The following is a 15957-nucleotide window of genomic DNA, read 5'->3' as shown; positions in this document are numbered from 1 at the left end:
TTTCCGCCGAGCCATCTTTTCAAGCGCGCTGCGCTAAACTATTTCCACTGCTTTGCTGGGAGAGGAGATTGCGCCATGCCCTTGCCGTCTGAAATGCGTTTTGTGGATTTGCCGTCCTTTGGCGGGCCTGAGGTCATGACCATCGGCCGCAAATCTCTACCGGTCCTGAAGCCGGGCGAGATCTTGGTTCGAGTCGAGGCCGCCGGTGTCAACCGGCCGGATGTGGCGCAGCGTCAGGGCACTTATCCGCCGCCGAAGGATGCAAGCCCGATACTGGGTCTGGAAGTTGCCGGGGAGGTCGTGGACGTTGCGCCCGGCGTGACGGAGTTTGCGATCGGCAACAAGGTCTGCGGCCTCGCAAATGGCGGCGGCTATGCCGAATATTGCGTGTTGCCGGCCGGCCAGGCACTCCGCTTCCCGAATGGTTATGATGCCGTGCGCGCAGCAGCCGTTCCCGAGACCTTCTTCACCGTATGGGCCAATCTCTTCCAGATGGCGGGTCTCACCGAGGGGGAAAGCGTGCTGATCCACGGCGGCTCCAGCGGCATCGGGACGACGGCGATCCAGCTTGCCCGCGCTTTCGGTGCGACGGTCTATACGACTGCAGGTTCGAAGGAAAAATGCGAGGCGTGCGAGAAGCTCGGCGCAAAGCGGGCCATCAATTACAGGCAGGAGGATTTCGCCGAGGTCATCAAGGCGGAGACGGAACATGGCGTCGATATCATTCTCGACATGATCGGCGCGGCCTATCTGGAGAAGAACCTCGCGTCGCTCGCCCGCGACGGCTGCCTTTCGATCATCGCTTTCCTCGGAGGTGCGGTGGCGGACAAGGTCAATCTGCAGCCGATCATGGTCAAGCGCCTGACGGTAACCGGCTCGACCATGCGCCCGCGCACGGCGGAGGAAAAGCGCGCGATCCGCGACGACCTGCTTTCCCAGGTCTGGCCGCTGCTCGACGAGGGCACGGTTGCCCCCGTCATTCACAAGGTATTCGCCTTTGACGATGTGATCGCGGCGCACCGCTTGATGGAAACCAGCGACCACATCGGCAAGATCATGCTGAAGCTGGCCTGATCGTGAAGGAGAGGGCGATGGCGACCAATCCTGGGACGGCCATCAGCGCATAGAGCCAGCTTGCGGCCGAGAGGCCGCCGGCAACGCCGCCCGGATGGGTCAGGCCCGCGCCATTGACGATGACGCCGGCGACCGCTGCGCCGAACGCGCCGCCCAGCGATTGGGTCATCGAGATGGCGGCCGAGGCCTTGTCCTGCTCGGTTCTTCTGGCGATGCCGATGATCCTTGTCACGAGATGCGCCCAGCCGAGGCCGACACCGAAGCCCATCAGGAACATGGCGATAACAGCCGGCGCGAATTCTGCGAGCCTGGAGAAGGGCGTTGCTGTCGCCAGAAGTGGGATCAGCGATGCTGTGGCCGCGGTTTCCAGAATGCAGCCGGCTATGATGGCGATTGCCGCCCGCTTGCCCGAAAACGATGCGCTGAAGAAAGCAGCGATGGTCCAGCCAAGTGCCACCAATGCGACGAGATAGCCCGAGATCAATGGTGTGACGCCGTGCAGCGTCTGCAGGAAATACGGAATGTAGATGTCGCTCGTCAGCACCAGCATCAGCGTGAATATTGTCAGATAGAGCCGCGAGATTGGATTGCCGAGCACGACGGCGCCGTAGGGGAGGAGCCGTACCTCGCTCTTGCGTTCGGTCATGACCATCATTGCCACGAGTATGATCGACACGGTGATCAGCACGACCTTGTACGGTCCGTGCTCGATCGTGCCGGCAATGCTGACGAACAGGACTGCGGCAAGCAGAAGTATGATCTGGACCAGCGGTGTTCTGGTGTCGATCCGATCATCCGCGACATCGGGCAGCAGCCAGCGAGCCGAGAGCGCCATCAAGACGGCCAGTGGTACGAGGATGATGAAGGCCTCTCGCCAGGCGCCTCCGGCGGCAAAGAGGCCGCCGAGCGTCGGTCCGAGCACCGTCGCCACACCCCAGATGGCAGCGTAGAGCGTGGAAGCCCTGCGCCAGAGGGGCTCAGGATAAATGAAGCGAATAAAGGCATAGGCAAGACCGGACAGCATGCCCGAGCCGTAGCCCTGTACGGCGCGGCCCATGAGCAGCACCGGCATGGTCGGCGCGATGGCGCAAACCAGGCTGCCGATGCCGAAGGTGAGCGCTGCGGCGATATAGACGGCACGCAGGCCCATGCCCTTCGGTCGGGTCGCGACCGTGATCGATCCGAGGACGCCGGCGGCGACGAAGAGGGTCGTCATCCAGGAGAACAATTCGAGGCCGCCGATATCCCGGACGATCGAGGGGGCGATCGTGGCAGTGATGTAGGATTCAACGGCATAAAGCGCGACGCCGCCGCCAAGCATCAGCGTCGCAGGCAGAAGCCTTGGCGAGAACAGCGTGAAGATGGAGGCTGATTTGAGGGGAGCGGTGTTTTCGATGCTGGACATCGGACGATCCTCGGTATTTTCCCTAGCGGTTGATTATTTTCCAAGTTATAATTTGGAAAATTACACGGCTACCGGATTAAAACAAGAGATAACTTGGAAAAATGCGCCAATCACCTGCCAACAGAATTCTGATCCTGTTGAAAACGGATGGACCGCAGCTCGCTGCGGCCGTCGGCGATGCGCTCGGCATATCGTCCGAGGCGGCGCGCCAGCAACTGACGAAGATGGCGGAGGAGGGATTGGTCGAGCCAGTGACGGAGACTGCAACGGGCAGAGGCCGGCCACGGCGGCTCTGGCACCTGACGGCGGGCGGCAACCGGCAATTTCCGGATGGCCACGCGGATCTCACAGCGACGCTGCTTGCGACCATGGTCAGCCAGCTGGGGCAGAGCGCCGTCGATACGGTCATCTCCGCCCGCGAAACCGAAACGCTTCGACGCTACCGCAGCGAAATAGATCTCACGGCTGACCTCGCCTCACGCGTCGCGAGCCTCGCCGCCATTCGCACGCAGGAAGGTTACATGGCCGATCACTGGCAGGATGATGACGGCTCGCTCATGCTGGTCGAGAATCATTGTCCCATCTGCGCAGCCGCCTGCGCCTGCGCCGGCTTCTGCCGCTCCGAGCTGGAAACCTTCCGCATGGTGCTCGGTGCGCAAGTGGAGCGGGAAGAGCATATCCTGCTCGGTGCGAGGCGGTGTGCCTATCGGATCAGGCCGGCCGCCTGAGTGGCGCGCTTTTTGATGCTGACGGGCGTCATCGACGATTGGCAATCCCCGGCGCAGCGGCTATCACTGCCCATCCCGCAAATCAAAGGCAGCATTCCGTCATGTCCAATCCCGTCTGCGTCGAAGTCACCCGTGGCAATCTGGTCGAGAGCCGCCATCGCGGTTCCATCGTTGCGGTCGATGGCGATGGAAAGGTGGTCTTCTCGGTCGGCGATATCGACAGGGGCGTGTTTCCGCGTTCCGCCTGCAAAGCGATGCAGGCCCTGCCTCTGGTCGAAAGCGGCGCCGCAGACGCCTATGGCTTTGGCAACAAGGAACTGGCGCTCGCCTGTGCCTCCCATAATGGCGAAGACGAGCATGTCGCGCTCGCAGCCTCCATGCTGGCGCGCGCCGATCGCGATGTCGGCACGCTCGAATGCGGCGCCCATTGGTCTTCCGATCAGAAGACCCTCATCCACCAGGCACGCACGATCGACAAGCCGACGGCGCTGCACAACAATTGCTCCGGCAAGCACGCCGGCTTCGTCTGCGCCTGCTGCCATCAGGACATCGATCCCAAGGGCTATGTCGGTTACGATCACCCGCTGCAGCAGCAGATCCGCGAAACGATGCAGAGCCTGACCGGCGCCGTTCTCGCGCATGACAATTGCGGCACGGACGGCTGCTCGATTCCGACCTATGCGGTCCCGCTCAAGGGACTGGCGCATGGCTTTGCCAAGATGGCGACCGGCGTCGGTCTCGAGCCGCTGCGCGCCAAGGCATCGCGCCGGCTGTTCGAAGCCTGTATGGCCGAGCCGTTCTACGTGGCCGGCACCGACCGCGCCTGCACCAAGCTGATGCAGGTCGCTCCTGGCCGCATCTTCGCCAAGACCGGTGCCGAAGGCGTGTTCTGCGCTTCGATCCCGGAGCAGGGCATTGCCATCGCGATCAAATGCGATGATGGCACCGGCCGTGCAGCAGAGGTCATGGTTGCGGCGACGCTCGCTCGCTTCTTCGAGAAGGATGGCGTGGTTCATGCGGGGCTGATGGCGATGGCCAACAAGTCCTTCAAGAACTGGAACGGCATCCATGTCGGCGATATCAGACCGGCCTCGGCCTTGACGGCATAAGCTCTACTCCTGGATCCGATGTCTGACTTGTCGTGCCGGCACATGTTGCCGGACGATCCTGTATTCGTGCCAGATGAGGACCATGACGAACAGATCGAAGACGGTAAGGATGATGAGCCCGATGCCGTGCGTGTCGGTGAAGCGGTAAAGCTGGTAGACGATGAAAAGCGCCAAGGCGACCAGCGATGCCGGATAGGCCCACATCTTGCCCCTCAGCAGGCCGATGACGAGCAGCACCTTCACCAGTCCGTGGCTCAGCAGATAGTAGGCATAGAAATTCTTGGTGCCGACGGAGAAATCCTGCACCCAGGCATGCAGGTGGATCGCGACGAAGTCCTTGGGATCGTTGAGGAGCTCGGGCTGCACGATCCGGTTCACCAGGCGAAGGATGGATTCGGTGCTGACGAGCGCCAGGATGAGGCCGCCAATGCACTCGATCAAAGCATGGGCACCCTTCAACAGGATGCTGATTTCGAAAATTTGGTGAATGCGGCGTTCGTTCATGGGCGATCGTAACCTCTGCACGATATTGAGGTAGACTTGATCGGCGATGACCGCAAGACAAGTCGATGTCCGGTCGGCATAGGATCAATCTTCGACCGCATCATGATGACGGCGGCGCAAATCCTGACGAACTATCTCTTTTCCAAGGGCCGGATGCGATGTGCGCGTCAGGCCAGGAAAATCGGCACACCGGCATTCCGGTAGGGTGTCAGGCTTTCTTTGGGAATATCGGACGGCACGATCAGGCCGGAAACGCCCTTGGTCGGCAGGATCTGGCATGGGGAGGCCGCATCCAGCTTCTCAGCCGTCGCCAGCACGTAGGTCTCCGCCGAGCACTGTGCGATATGGCGCTTGATAGCCGCTTCCTCAAAATCGCCGGTCGAAAAGCCGTGGACGGGATGAATTGCGGTGATCCCTAGAAAGAAGATATCGGCCCTTATGGATGCGATCGCCACCATGGCCGCAGCACCTGTCGCCACCATCGAATGTTTGTAGAGCTTGCCGCCGATCAGGATGACTTCGGCGAGGGGATGATGTTCCAGCTCGCCTGTTATCGTCGGGCTATGGGTGACGATGGTGACGGCAAGATTCTTCGGGAGCTGGCGGGCGATTTCGGCATTCGTGGTGCCGCCATCGAGAAACACGGTCTGGCCCGACTTGATCATGCTCGCAGCATAGGCGCCGAGCCGGCGTTTCTCCTCCGATGAGACCGCCTGCCGGGCCGAGAAGTCCGGTAGATCTGGGGCAAGCGGCAGCGCTCCGCCATGCACCCGTTTCAGCAGCTTTTCCGCCGCCATCTCTCGCAGGTCCCTGCGGATCGTGTCTTCGGATAGCTCAAGATCGTCGGCCAATGCCTTGGCGATCACCTGGCCGTTGCGGCGCAATCGATCGAGAATAAGGGCCTTGCGTTGACTGGTCAGCATGTCTGTTCCTGCACGAAATTTCATGAATATTCGTGAATCTATCAGAATAGATTCGACATTCAAGAAAATATACGCATATTCGTGCAAATTCCTGCAGGAAGCAGGAGGAAAAATGGAGAAATGACATGTTGATCTTGATCGCCGGGCCCTATCGTTCCGGCACCGGGGACGATCCGAAGAAGATGGCCGAGAACCTGAAGTGCCTTGAGGAGCCGTCCTACGCTCTGTTCAAGGCCGGGCACTTGCCGATGATCGGCGAATGGGTCGCCTTGCCGGTCTGGCATGCCGCCGGCGGCAAGAGCATCGGTGACGATCTCTATGAGGAGATTTTTCATCCGACGGCCGGTCGTCTGCTGCAGCTTTGCGAGGGCGTTCTGAGATTGCCGGGCGATTCCAAGGGCGCCGACAACGATGTCCGCATCGCCCGCGAACGCGGTATTCCCGTCTGGCACAGACTGGAGGACGTACCCGGCTGCGCCTAAACCGCCGGCAGCCCATTCTCGCGACCCGTGGGGGTGGGCATGCCGCTTGATCGATCAAAACCTTTTGTAGAAGGTATCAGCATCGGCCACTTCCGTATTGGCTGGGTTGCCTTTAGCTTCCCGTCGGATCCAATCGAGGAACGGAACATGCTGACATTCTATTTTGCGCCCGGAAGCTGTGCTCTCGCCAGTCTCATCGCTCTGGAAGAATCCGGTCTCGCCTATGAGCCCCGGCGCCTCAACCTCGCCAATGGCGATCAGCGCCAGCCGGATTATCTAGCCGTCAACCCCAAGGGCCGTGTGCCGGCACTGGTGACCGACAAGGGCGTCATTACGGAAAACGTTGCGATTCTGGCTTACGTTGCCCAGATCGTGCCTGCCGCAAAGCTGGCGCCGCTCGATGATCCCTTCGAGTTCGCCCAGATGCAGGCCTTCAACAGCTATCTATCGTCCACGGTGCACATCAACCATTCGCACAAGGGGCGTGGTTATCGCTGGACGGACGATGCCGCTGCCATCGAGACGATGAAGGCCAAGGTGCCGCAGACCATGACGGAGAGCTTTGCCCTCATCGAGGACAAGATGCTGAAGGGGCCCTGGGTGATGGGCGATCAGTATACGGTCGCTGACGGCTATCTCTTCACCATGGCAAAGTGGCTGCCGGGAGACAATGTCGATCGCGACCAGTTCGCGAAGGTAAGCGCCCACTATGCGCGCATGCTCGAGCGTCCGGCTGTCAAGAAGGCGCTTGCCGTCGAAGAAGGCTGATCGTCTCAGCCAAATGCTGCCAGAAGTTTTTTCGGGGCGCGGTATCGCCACGCCTCGATCAAACGCAGCTCCAGCTCCTCATCTCCGATCGCACCTATGCGCAGGGGAAGGGAAGGCCAGCCGACATAGTGATCCGTCTGGAAATAGATCTCCGGCGCCATTTCCATCAGTTGTTCCTTGCGGTCGATCGGCAGCGACAGCACGACGGTCTCGTTGTTCTTCACCGTCACGAACGCCTTGCCGCCAACCTTGAATGCCGGGAGGCCGTAATGTGCTCCAGGTTCGACCCCCGGCAACCGGGCTTGCACCACGAGCCTGTTCAGTCGTTCCGCGATGACATCCATATCGACGTTTGAGGACATGTTCGCTCCAGAGGCGTAGGGTCTCACCTAAGCGCATTCTTCCGGTTGAACGGCTCTTTTGTCCATAGACCGGCCGAGATTTTCCGGCATGAGCGGCAGGTCGGCGAGTTCTTCGAGCGACATGGCCGCGAGCATGGGGTGCTGCAGCGGATCGTCTTCCCGCCTGCGATTTTCATCCAGCAAGTGATTGAAGAAAAGCTTCAATATAGACATGACATGCCTCCTGAGATTTTCCGCATCGATGCAACCATGAGGGCATCAGCCGGTGGGGTGGCGGCAGGTTTCAATTCCATGCTGTAATAATCGCGCTTGTTTGTGCCGTGCGCAATTGAGAATGACGAGATGCTGATATAGATATTCTATATGAGAAATCTCAACAGCGTACATTTGAACGGCCTTCGAGCCATTGAAGCGGTCGGACGACTAGGGTCGCTGCAGGCGGCTGCCGACGAATTGGGCGTGACGATAGGTGCCGTCAGCCAGCAGGTCATCAAGACCGAGGCGCAATTGGGCCGGCCGCTGTTCGAGCGTACGTCCAAGGGCATGGCGGTCACCGAGGCGGGAGTCGTGGTGCTGGCGCGGCTTGAAGAGGGTTTCAAGGCGTTGTCGGCGGCCGTGGCGGTCGCGCAGCATCGGGACGACAATATCCTCACCATTTCGGTTGCGCCGGTTTTCGCGGCTCGCTGGCTGGTGTACCGGCTCGATCGCTTCGCCATCCGCCATCCGGATATCCGGCTGCGCATCGATGCCACCACGCGGCTGATCAATCCGGCGACGTCGGATGTCGATATCGGCATTCGGGTCGGCAACGGGCAATGGCCTGATGTCAAATCCGAGCTATTGCTGGCGCAGGAAGTGTTCCCCGTCGTCACGCCGCAGATCGCCGCCACGCTCCGGCAGCCTGCCGACCTTCTGAAAGTCCCCGCAGTCATTGACGGACATGCGATGTTCGGTTGGGAGATCTGGCTGCGCGAGGCCGGATTGTCAGGTCATTGTATGGAGGAACGGCATATCTTCAACGACGCGTCGCTCTGCCTCGATGCCGCCATGGCCGGCCAAGGAACCATGCTCGCCTGGCAAACGCTCGCAGCCTATGCGCTGCAGCAGAAATGCCTCGTCGACCCTTTCGGCATCCGCGCCAGGACAGGCTTCGGCCACTATTTCGTTGCGGCCGAAGGTGTGCGGGAGCCGAAAAAGGTCACCGCTTTCAAGGCATGGATCCGCGAAGAAATGGAAGAGAGCATGCGTCTCTTCCGATAGTCTCTATCAGACCGGCTCTTTGCCGCGGGTTGCCTGCATGGCCCTATAGGCGTCGCGCGACTGGCAGCGCTCGATCCACGTCTTCACCGCAGGATGGGCGTCGAAGAGCTCCTGTTCTGTCTGGGCGTAGCGCAGCACTTCCGCGAGATTGAGGTCGGCGACGGTGAAGCGGCCTCCGACAAGATGCTCGTGATTCTGGAGGTGCTTTTCCAAGACATCGAGCGGCCTTTTCAGCGAGCGGCAGGCGACTGCGATGCCGGCCTTGCCAGGCTCGCTGTTTTCCTGGGCATTGTCATAGATGCGCACAAGCGCGACGCTGTAGGGCTCGACTTCCGTCGCGGCCCACATGGTCCACATCGACATCAGCCCTTCCTCTTCGACCGTCTTGCCGGCCAGCGGGCCGCCATATTTGCGGGCGAGGTAGAGGTTGATGGCAAGCGATTCATGCATCATGAGATCACCATCCTTGATGCAGGGGATCATGCCCATCGGATTGACCGCCAGAAATTCCGGCGACAGCGTGTTGATAGGCGCATCGGCGGCGAGCGGATTGGCAAGCCGGCTCCCCTGGATGACCGGCACGGATTTGAACTCGATGCCGATCTCCCTAGCCATCCAGTAATTGCGCGCGGCGCGCGAGCGATAGACACCGTAGATCGTCAGCATGTGAGGTCTCCCAGATTCGAGTTGGCGCGACATTATTGGGCGAGTTGCGGGAGTAAAAGGCCTTGGCGCTGATATCTCCGATGAAAGCTTGTGATGGATGGCAGTACCGCTTGTTCCGTAAGCACGAAAACATCTGCCAACCGGCCGAAATCTTTGCAAATCATGCTGCGGAGGCCTAGCCTTCGTTCGGAAATTAGCGTCGGTGCATGTTACCGTTCGATCACGGCTTTCGTCGGATGCGGTAGGAGGCATCCGGTGAAATGCATATGGGCAATCGGTGACTGCGATCTCGGGAGGAGAGCAGATGCTTGCGACCGGCGTTTCGCTAGACGACAAATATAAGGCAGAGGACGGCCGCGTTTTCATGACAGGCCTGCAGGCGCTGGTGCGGCTGCCCATGACCCAGATGCGGCGGGACCGCGTCGCCGGCCTCAACACGGCCGCCTTCATTTCCGGTTACCGCGGCTCACCACTTGGCGGTTACGACCAGCAGCTTTTGAAAGCGCAAACTTACCTCGACGCGCATGACGTCACCTTCCAGCCTGGGATCAACGAGGACCTTGCTGCAACGGCCGTCTGGGGCTCGCAGCAGGTCGGCCTTTCGCCAGGCGCCCGCAAGGATGGCGTGCTCGGCATCTGGTACGGCAAAGGCCCTGGCGTCGATCGCTCCGGCGATGTGCTGAAGCACGGCAATGCGGCCGGCACTTCGAGGCATGGCGGTGTCCTCTGTTTTGCCGGCGACGATCATTCTGCCAAATCCTCGACCATCCCGCATCAGACCGACCATGATTTCATGTCGGCGCTCATTCCGGTTCTCTATCCCTCATCCATCCACGAATTCCTGGAATATGGCCTGCTCGGCATCGCCATGTCGCGCTATTCCGGTTGCTGGGTCGGCATGAAATTCATTGCCGACACGGTCGAAACGACCGCAGCCGTGGATCTCTCGGGCGAAAAGCGGCAGTTCGTCCTGCCGACCGATTTCGAATTGCCGTCCGGCGGCCTCAATCTGCGCTGGCCCGATCCGCCGCTGATCCAGGACGATCGCCTGCAAAACTACAAGGCCTATGCCGCTATCGCCTTTGCCCGCGCCAATCGCGTCGACGAAGTCACGCATGACGTGCCCAATGCCCGCTTCGGCATCATCTCCTCCGGCAAGGCCTATGAAGATGTGCTGCAGGCGTTGCGCGAGCTCGAGATCGGCCCGAGGGAAATGGCGGCGATCGGCCTGCGTATCCTGAAGGTGCGTATGCCCTGGCCGCTGGAGCCGGAAGCTGTCCGGCATTTCTCGGAAGGGCTGGACGAAGTTCTCGTCGTCGAAGAGCGGCGCGAGATCATCGAAAACCAGATCAAGCAGCAGCTGTTCAACTGGCGCGCCGATGTCCGCCCGCGCATCGTCGGCAAGTTCGACGAGCACGACAAACCCTATCTCAGCCTGTCTTCGGCATTGACCGTCGGCGCCGTTGCCAGAGCCATCGCCGGGCGCATCGTCAAGCTCGACCTCGATCAGGGCCTGCATGATCGCATCGCGGCCAAGCTTACCTATCTCGCCGAGCGCGGCCAGATCAGCCGCAGCCATGTGGCGCCGCTGAACCGCACGCCGTTCTTCTGCTCCGGCTGTCCGCACAATACGTCCACCCGCGTTCCAGAAGGCAGCCGCGCCATCGCCGGCATCGGCTGCCACTATATGGTCACCTGGATGGATCGCAGCACCGAGACCTTCACCCAGATGGGCGGCGAAGGCGTGCCGTGGACGGCGATCGCCCGCTATACCGACGAAAAGCACATGTTTGTCAATCTCGGCGACGGCACCTATTTCCACTCCGGCATTCTCGCCATCCGCCAGTCAGTCGCCGCGAAGGTCAACGTCACCTACAAGCTGCTCTACAACGATGCCGTCGCCATGACGGGTGGCCAGCAGATCGACGGCCATTTGACGCCGCAACTGGTGACCAAGCAGCTGCATGACGAGGGCGTCAAGCCGATCTACCTGTTGTCGGACAATCCCGACGCCTATCGCGCTGCCGAGCTGGCGCCTGGTGTCAAGATACTGCATCGCGACCATATCGATCAGGTGATGCTGACGCTGCGCGAGACCGAGGGCTGTTCGGCGATCGTCTACGTCCAGACCTGCGCGGCCGAGAAGCGCCGCCGCCGGAGCCGTGGGCTGATGGAGGATCCGGCCAAGCGCGTCTTCATCAACTCGGCCGTTTGCGAGGGCTGCGGCGATTGCTCGGTGCAATCCAATTGCATCTCAGTGGAGCCGCTTGAGACGGAATTCGGCCGCAAGCGCCAGATCAACCAGTCGAGCTGCAACAAGGATTTCTCCTGCGTCAAAGGCTTCTGCCCGTCCTTCGTGACCGTTCATGGCGGCAAGCGCCGCAAACGAAAGGCTCTGGAGCATGCGGATATCGAAGTGCCGATGCCCGAAATCCCCGCCATCGGCGAGCGGCCCTGGAACATCGCAATTGCCGGCATCGGCGGCACTGGTATCTTGACCATCGGTGCCATCCTCGGCATGGCCGCGCATCTCGACGGCAAGGTGCCAATGATCCTCGATATGGCCGGCCTCGCCCAGAAGGGCGGCTCCGTCATGAGCCATCTGCGCATCGGTCACAATGAGGCTGATGTCACCTCGTCGCGCATCGTCAACGGCGGTGCTGATCTGCTGTTATCAGCGGATGAGGTTGTGGGCGCCTCCAAGGATGCGATTACGCTCTGTTCATCGATGCGGACCACTGCCATCGTCAACACGGGCCTGATGCCGGTTGCCGATTTCGTGCGTAATCGCGATTTCGATTTCAAGGCCGGCTCGGTTCAGCAAGCAATTGCCAAGACGGTCAGCGACAGATCCGTCTTCCTCGATTTCAACCACGTGGCAACCGAAGTCACCGGTGATGCCATGTCGACCAACATCCTGCTCACCGGCTTTGCCTGGCAGCGTGGCTTGCTGCCGCTGTCGCTGGAGGCGATCGAAAAGGCGATCGAGCTCAACGGCGTCGCGGTCAAAGCCAGCCTTTCCGCTTTCCATTGGGGCCGGCTTCTCGCGCATGATCCGCAGGCCGTGGAGGCCATGATCGCCGAGCCGGATGCCGGCAAGACGCTGGCGGGCATGAGCCTCGATGAACTCATCAAGCATCGCAAGGCACATCTGACTGCCTATCAGGACAGCGCGCTTGCCGAGCGCTATGCCCGTTTCGTGGCTCATGCCAATGCCTTGGCAATCAGGGAGCGGCTTTCGGACAAGGTGCCTTTTGCCGTTGCTGTCACCTATGCGCGGGTTCTGGCGTATAAGGATGAATACGAGGTCGCCCGTCTTCTGACGGATCCTGCGTTCGAGGCACAACTGCGGGAGGAGATGGAAGGCGATTTCAAGCTGGCCTTCAATCTAGCTCCGCCGATCCTTGGCGGAAAGGATCCGAACGGCCGGCCGAAAAAGCGCGAATTCGGCGCCTGGATCCTGCCGTTGCTGCGCGCCCTTGCGCCGATGAAGCGGCTGCGCGGCACCGTCTTCGATCCCTTCGGCTATATGGAAGAGCGTCGGGCGGAACGCCGCCTGATTGCCGAATACGAAGGGATTGCCGGGCGTGTACTTGCAGGTCTGCGCCACGACAACGAAGCCGAGGCTCTTGTCCTCCTCTCGTTGTTTGACGAGATAAGAGGCTTCGGCCCGGTCAAGGAAGAGGCGGTCCGGAAGATCATGGCGAAGATCGCGGACAAGATGAAGGCCTATGAGACGCCGCAGGAGAAGCAGCAAGTGCCGGCCAATGCCGCATGACGGTTAAGGCAGGCGCTTGAAGCGGGCATAAAGAGATATACGTTCACAAGGATCGGACGTTTGCGACGGTCGGGAGGAGAAGCCGGATGTTTGCAGGGGGATTGAACTTCGCGCTCGGGGAGGACATCGAGGCACTGCGCGAGCAGGTGCGCCGTTTTGCCAACCACCGAATCGCGCCGATCGCTGATGAGATCGATCGTAACAACGGCTTCCCGATGCATCTCTGGAAGGAGATGGGCGATCTCGGCTTGCTCGGGGTCACCGTCGATGAGGCCTTTGGCGGCGCCGGCCTCGGCTATCTCGCCCACACGGTTGTCATGGAAGAGATCAGCCGCGCTTCGGCTTCCGTCGGCCTGAGCTATGGCGCCCATTCCAACCTTTGCGTCAACCAGATCCATCGTAACGGCACGACGGCGCAGAAGGAGCGCTATCTTCCGAAGCTGATCTCCGGCGAGCATGTGGGCGCCTTGGCCATGTCGGAACCGGGCGCCGGCTCCGATGTCGTCTCCATGAAACTCCAAGCCGAAAAGCATGGCCATCACTATGTGCTGAACGGCAGCAAGATGTGGATCACCAACGGTCCCGATGCCGATGTCCTCGTCGTCTATGCAAAGACCTCCCCGGATGCCGGCCAGCGCGGCATCACCGCCTTCCTCGTCGAAAAAGGCTTCAAGGGGTTTTCCGTCGGACAGAAGCTCGACAAGCTCGGCATGCGCGGCTCCCACACGTCGGAACTGATCTTCGTCGATTGCGAAGTGCCGGAGGAAAATGTTCTGGGCCAAGTCGATGGTGGCGTTCGCGTGCTGATGTCGGGTCTCGATTATGAGCGCGTTGTGCTGTCGGGCGGCCCCGTCGGCATCATGGCCGCCTGCATGGATGTGGTGCTGCCCTACATGCATGAGCGCAAGCAGTTCGGCCAGTCGATCGGCGAGTTCCAGCTCATGCAGGGCAAGCTTGCCGACATGTATGTCACCATGAATGCCGCGCGCGCCTATGTCTATGCGGTCGCAGCCGCCTGCGATCGCGGCGAGACGACCCGCAAGGATGCCGCCGGCTGTATTCTCTACTCCGCCGAGAAGGCGACGGCGCTGGCGCTCGAATGCATCCAGGCGCTCGGCGGCAATGGCTATACCAATGATTATCCCGCCGGACGGCTGCTGCGCGACGCCAAGCTCTACGAGATCGGCGCCGGCACGTCCGAAATCCGGCGCATGCTGATCGGCCGCGAGTTGTTCGGCGAAACGGCCTGATTTCGAATTCCATCTTACTCGACCGGTGAGGCCGTATGACCGTCCTGAAATCAGAGATATCGACGCATTCGGATCGCTTCCGCGACAATCGCGCTGCGTTGCTGGAGGCGATCGGTGTCGCCGAGGCTGCGGCGTCGAAGGCGGCGGAAGGCGGCGGAGCGCAGGCGCGCGAGCGGCATGTGAGCCGCGGCAAGATGTTGCCGCGCGATCGCGTTGCCGGCTTGATCGATCCCGCCACGCCGTTTCTGGAGATCGGCGCGACGGCAGCTCATGGAATGCACGGCGATGAGGCCCCAGGCGCCGGTCTGATCGCCGGCATCGGTCGTGTCTCCGGCCGCGATTGCATGATCGTCTGCAACGATGCCACGGTCAAAGGCGGCACCTACTATCCGATCACGGTGAAGAAGCACCTGCGGGCTCAGGAAATCGCCGCAGAAAACAATCTTCCGTGCATCTATCTCGTCGATTCCGGCGGCGCCAACCTGCCGAACCAGGACGAGGTCTTTCCGGATCGTGATCATTTCGGCCGCATCTTCTACAATCAGGCCAATATGTCGGCGGCCGGCATCCCGCAGATTGCCGTCGTCATGGGCTCCTGCACGGCGGGCGGCGCCTATGTGCCTGCTATGTCGGACGAAACCATCATCGTCGAGAAGCAGGGGACGATCTTCCTTGCCGGTCCGCCGCTGGTCAAGGCGGCGACAGGGGAAGTGGTCTCGGCCGAGGATCTCGGCGGCGGCGATGTGCATACGCGCCTCTCCGGCGTAGCCGATCATCTCGCCCGCGACGATGCCCATGCGCTCGCACTCGCCCGGCAGGCGGTCGCCAATCTCAATCGCCGCAAGCCTGAGAGTGTCGAGCTTCGCACGCCGGAGGCGCCGCTCTACGATCCCGAGGACATTCTGGGCATCGTCCCCTCCGACCTGCGCACGCCCTATGACGTGCGCGAGGTCATCGCCCGTATGGTGGACGGCTCCCGCCTCGATGAGTTCAAGGCGCGCTACGGCACAACGCTGGTCTGCGGCTTTGCCCATATCCACGGCATTCCCGTCGGCATCATCGCCAATAACGGCGTGCTCTTCTCGGAGTCGGCGCTGAAGGGCGCGCATTTCGTCGAGCTTTGCTCACAGCGCAAGATCCCGCTGGTCTTCCTGCAAAACATCACCGGCTTCATGGTCGGCCGGAAATACGAGACCGAGGGCATCGCCAAGAACGGTGCGAAGCTGGTGACGGCCGTTGCGACCACCAAGGTTCCGAAGGTCACCATGTTGATCGGTGGCTCCTTCGGTGCGGGCAACTACGGCATGGCCGGCCGTGCCTATTCACCGCGCTTCCTCTGGACATGGCCCAACAGCCGTATCTCGGTGATGGGTGGGGAGCAGGCGGCGGGCGTGCTCGCCACGGTGCGCGGAGAGGCGCTGGCCCGCGCCGGCAAGCCCTGGACGAAGGAGGAGGAGGCCGCCTTCAAGGCGCCGACCCTCAAGATGTTCGAAACCCAGAGCCACCCACTCTATGCCTCGGCCCGCCTCTGGGACGATGGCATCATCGATCCGCGCAAGAGCCGCGACGTGCTGGCTCTGTCGCTTTCAGCAGCACTCAACGCGCCGATCGAAGACACGCGCTTCGGTCTATTCAGGATGTGAGGAGA

15 protein-coding genes are annotated in these 15957 nt (G+C 61.1%); 9 read left to right on the top strand and 6 right to left on the bottom strand.

Annotated features, from left to right (window positions below; translation table 11 throughout):
* Positions 1-75: 75 nt before the first annotated feature.
* Positions 76-1074 carry an NAD(P)H-quinone oxidoreductase gene (locus tag GA0061102_RS08675; protein WP_092845926.1) on the top strand — a complete coding sequence of 333 codons (999 nt, stop codon included), beginning with the start codon at positions 76-78 and terminating at the stop codon, positions 1072-1074.
* Here the strand turns inward: GA0061102_RS08675 and GA0061102_RS08670 are convergent.
* Positions 1055-2479: an MFS transporter gene (locus GA0061102_RS08670; RefSeq protein WP_092845924.1), complete on the bottom strand. Its 1425-nt coding sequence runs from the start codon at positions 2477-2479 to the stop codon at positions 1055-1057. The two genes, GA0061102_RS08675 and GA0061102_RS08670, sit on opposite strands and share 20 nt — an antisense overlap.
* 101 nt (positions 2480-2580) lie before the next feature.
* Between GA0061102_RS08670 and GA0061102_RS08665 the strand changes: the two genes are divergently transcribed.
* Entirely contained in the window at positions 2581-3207 is a 627-nt protein-coding gene (locus GA0061102_RS08665) for a helix-turn-helix transcriptional regulator (protein ID WP_092845922.1), read from the top strand.
* Between the two features lie 101 nt (positions 3208-3308).
* Positions 3309-4316 (top strand): asparaginase, encoded by a 1008-nt coding sequence (locus tag GA0061102_RS08660; protein WP_092845920.1) that lies wholly within the window; start codon positions 3309-3311, stop codon positions 4314-4316.
* Positions 4317-4319: 3 nt separating this feature from the next.
* On the opposite strand, the gene GA0061102_RS08655 is transcribed toward GA0061102_RS08660, so the two are convergent.
* Both GA0061102_RS08655 and GA0061102_RS08650 read right to left on the bottom strand, forming a co-directional pair.
* Positions 4320-4820, bottom strand: coding sequence for a DUF2127 domain-containing protein (locus GA0061102_RS08655; RefSeq protein WP_092845918.1), 501 nt, complete (start codon positions 4818-4820; stop codon positions 4320-4322).
* Positions 4821-4987: 167 nt separating this feature from the next.
* Positions 4988-5743: a DeoR/GlpR family DNA-binding transcription regulator gene (locus GA0061102_RS08650; RefSeq protein WP_092845916.1), complete on the bottom strand. Its 756-nt coding sequence runs from the start codon at positions 5741-5743 to the stop codon at positions 4988-4990.
* Positions 5744-5868: 125 nt separating this feature from the next.
* Here GA0061102_RS08650 and GA0061102_RS08645 point away from each other — a divergent pair, with 125 nt between their 5' ends.
* Complete coding sequence (locus tag GA0061102_RS08645) at positions 5869-6225, top strand: DUF4406 domain-containing protein (protein WP_092845914.1); 357 nt, start codon at positions 5869-5871, stop codon at positions 6223-6225.
* Between the two features lie 147 nt (positions 6226-6372).
* The gene (locus GA0061102_RS08640) at positions 6373-6993 is read left to right on the top strand and encodes a glutathione S-transferase family protein (protein ID WP_092845912.1); all 621 of its coding nucleotides are present in this window, start codon (positions 6373-6375) and stop codon (positions 6991-6993) included.
* Between the two features lie 5 nt (positions 6994-6998).
* On the opposite strand, the gene GA0061102_RS08635 is transcribed toward GA0061102_RS08640, so the two are convergent.
* The gene (locus GA0061102_RS08635) at positions 6999-7355 is read right to left on the bottom strand and encodes an MmcQ/YjbR family DNA-binding protein (RefSeq protein WP_092845910.1); all 357 of its coding nucleotides are present in this window, start codon (positions 7353-7355) and stop codon (positions 6999-7001) included.
* A gap of 27 nt (positions 7356-7382) precedes the next feature.
* Positions 7383-7568 (bottom strand): hypothetical protein, encoded by a 186-nt coding sequence (locus GA0061102_RS08630; protein ID WP_092845908.1) that lies wholly within the window; start codon positions 7566-7568, stop codon positions 7383-7385.
* Between the two features lie 150 nt (positions 7569-7718).
* On the opposite strand from GA0061102_RS08630, the gene GA0061102_RS08625 reads away from it, so the two are divergent.
* Positions 7719-8615, top strand: a complete 897-nt coding sequence (locus GA0061102_RS08625) for a LysR substrate-binding domain-containing protein (RefSeq protein ID WP_092845906.1) — start codon at positions 7719-7721, stop codon at positions 8613-8615.
* Between the two features lie 6 nt (positions 8616-8621).
* Here GA0061102_RS08625 and GA0061102_RS08620 read toward each other — a convergent pair whose 3' ends face one another.
* Positions 8622-9281: a glutathione S-transferase family protein gene (locus tag GA0061102_RS08620; RefSeq protein WP_092845904.1), complete on the bottom strand. Its 660-nt coding sequence runs from the start codon at positions 9279-9281 to the stop codon at positions 8622-8624.
* Between the two features lie 304 nt (positions 9282-9585).
* On the opposite strand from GA0061102_RS08620, the gene GA0061102_RS08615 reads away from it, so the two are divergent.
* The 3 genes from GA0061102_RS08615 to GA0061102_RS08605 all read left to right on the top strand — a co-directional run bounded on the left by GA0061102_RS08615 (position 9586) and on the right by GA0061102_RS08605 (position 15952).
* Positions 9586-13059, top strand: coding sequence for an indolepyruvate ferredoxin oxidoreductase family protein (locus GA0061102_RS08615; RefSeq protein WP_092845902.1), 3474 nt, complete (start codon positions 9586-9588; stop codon positions 13057-13059).
* An 86-nt stretch (positions 13060-13145) separates the two neighbouring features.
* The gene (locus GA0061102_RS08610) at positions 13146-14309 is read left to right on the top strand and encodes an isovaleryl-CoA dehydrogenase (protein ID WP_092845900.1); all 1164 of its coding nucleotides are present in this window, start codon (positions 13146-13148) and stop codon (positions 14307-14309) included.
* Positions 14310-14344: 35 nt separating this feature from the next.
* Positions 14345-15952, top strand: coding sequence for a carboxyl transferase domain-containing protein (locus GA0061102_RS08605; protein WP_092845898.1), 1608 nt, complete (start codon positions 14345-14347; stop codon positions 15950-15952).
* Positions 15953-15957: the final 5 nt, after the last annotated feature.

The organism is Martinezella miluonensis, from assembly GCF_900094545.1.
Taxonomy (GTDB): Bacteria; Pseudomonadota; Alphaproteobacteria; order Rhizobiales; family Rhizobiaceae; genus Rhizobium; species Rhizobium miluonense.
This window is presented reverse-complemented; position numbering and strand designations above follow the sequence as displayed.

Bases quoted from the DNA above. Each gene is read 5' to 3' on its own strand.
- GA0061102_RS08675 (WP_092845926.1), top strand. From the start codon at position 76: ATGCCCTTGCCGTCTGAAATGCGTTTTGTGGATTTGCCGTCCTTTGGC.
- GA0061102_RS08670 (WP_092845924.1), bottom strand. From the start codon at position 2,479: ATGTCCAGCATCGAAAACACCGCTCCCCTCAAATCAGCCTCCATCTTC.
- GA0061102_RS08665 (WP_092845922.1), top strand. From the start codon at position 2,581: ATGCGCCAATCACCTGCCAACAGAATTCTGATCCTGTTGAAAACGGAT.
- GA0061102_RS08660 (WP_092845920.1), top strand. From the start codon at position 3,309: ATGTCCAATCCCGTCTGCGTCGAAGTCACCCGTGGCAATCTGGTCGAG.
- GA0061102_RS08655 (WP_092845918.1), bottom strand. From the start codon at position 4,820: ATGAACGAACGCCGCATTCACCAAATTTTCGAAATCAGCATCCTGTTG.
- GA0061102_RS08650 (WP_092845916.1), bottom strand. From the start codon at position 5,743: ATGCTGACCAGTCAACGCAAGGCCCTTATTCTCGATCGATTGCGCCGC.
- GA0061102_RS08645 (WP_092845914.1), top strand. From the start codon at position 5,869: ATGTTGATCTTGATCGCCGGGCCCTATCGTTCCGGCACCGGGGACGAT.
- GA0061102_RS08640 (WP_092845912.1), top strand. From the start codon at position 6,373: ATGCTGACATTCTATTTTGCGCCCGGAAGCTGTGCTCTCGCCAGTCTC.
- GA0061102_RS08635 (WP_092845910.1), bottom strand. From the start codon at position 7,355: ATGTCCTCAAACGTCGATATGGATGTCATCGCGGAACGACTGAACAGG.
- GA0061102_RS08630 (WP_092845908.1), bottom strand. From the start codon at position 7,568: ATGTCTATATTGAAGCTTTTCTTCAATCACTTGCTGGATGAAAATCGC.
- GA0061102_RS08625 (WP_092845906.1), top strand. From the start codon at position 7,719: ATGAGAAATCTCAACAGCGTACATTTGAACGGCCTTCGAGCCATTGAA.
- GA0061102_RS08620 (WP_092845904.1), bottom strand. From the start codon at position 9,281: ATGCTGACGATCTACGGTGTCTATCGCTCGCGCGCCGCGCGCAATTAC.
- GA0061102_RS08615 (WP_092845902.1), top strand. From the start codon at position 9,586: ATGCTTGCGACCGGCGTTTCGCTAGACGACAAATATAAGGCAGAGGAC.
- GA0061102_RS08610 (WP_092845900.1), top strand. From the start codon at position 13,146: ATGTTTGCAGGGGGATTGAACTTCGCGCTCGGGGAGGACATCGAGGCA.
- GA0061102_RS08605 (WP_092845898.1), top strand. From the start codon at position 14,345: ATGACCGTCCTGAAATCAGAGATATCGACGCATTCGGATCGCTTCCGC.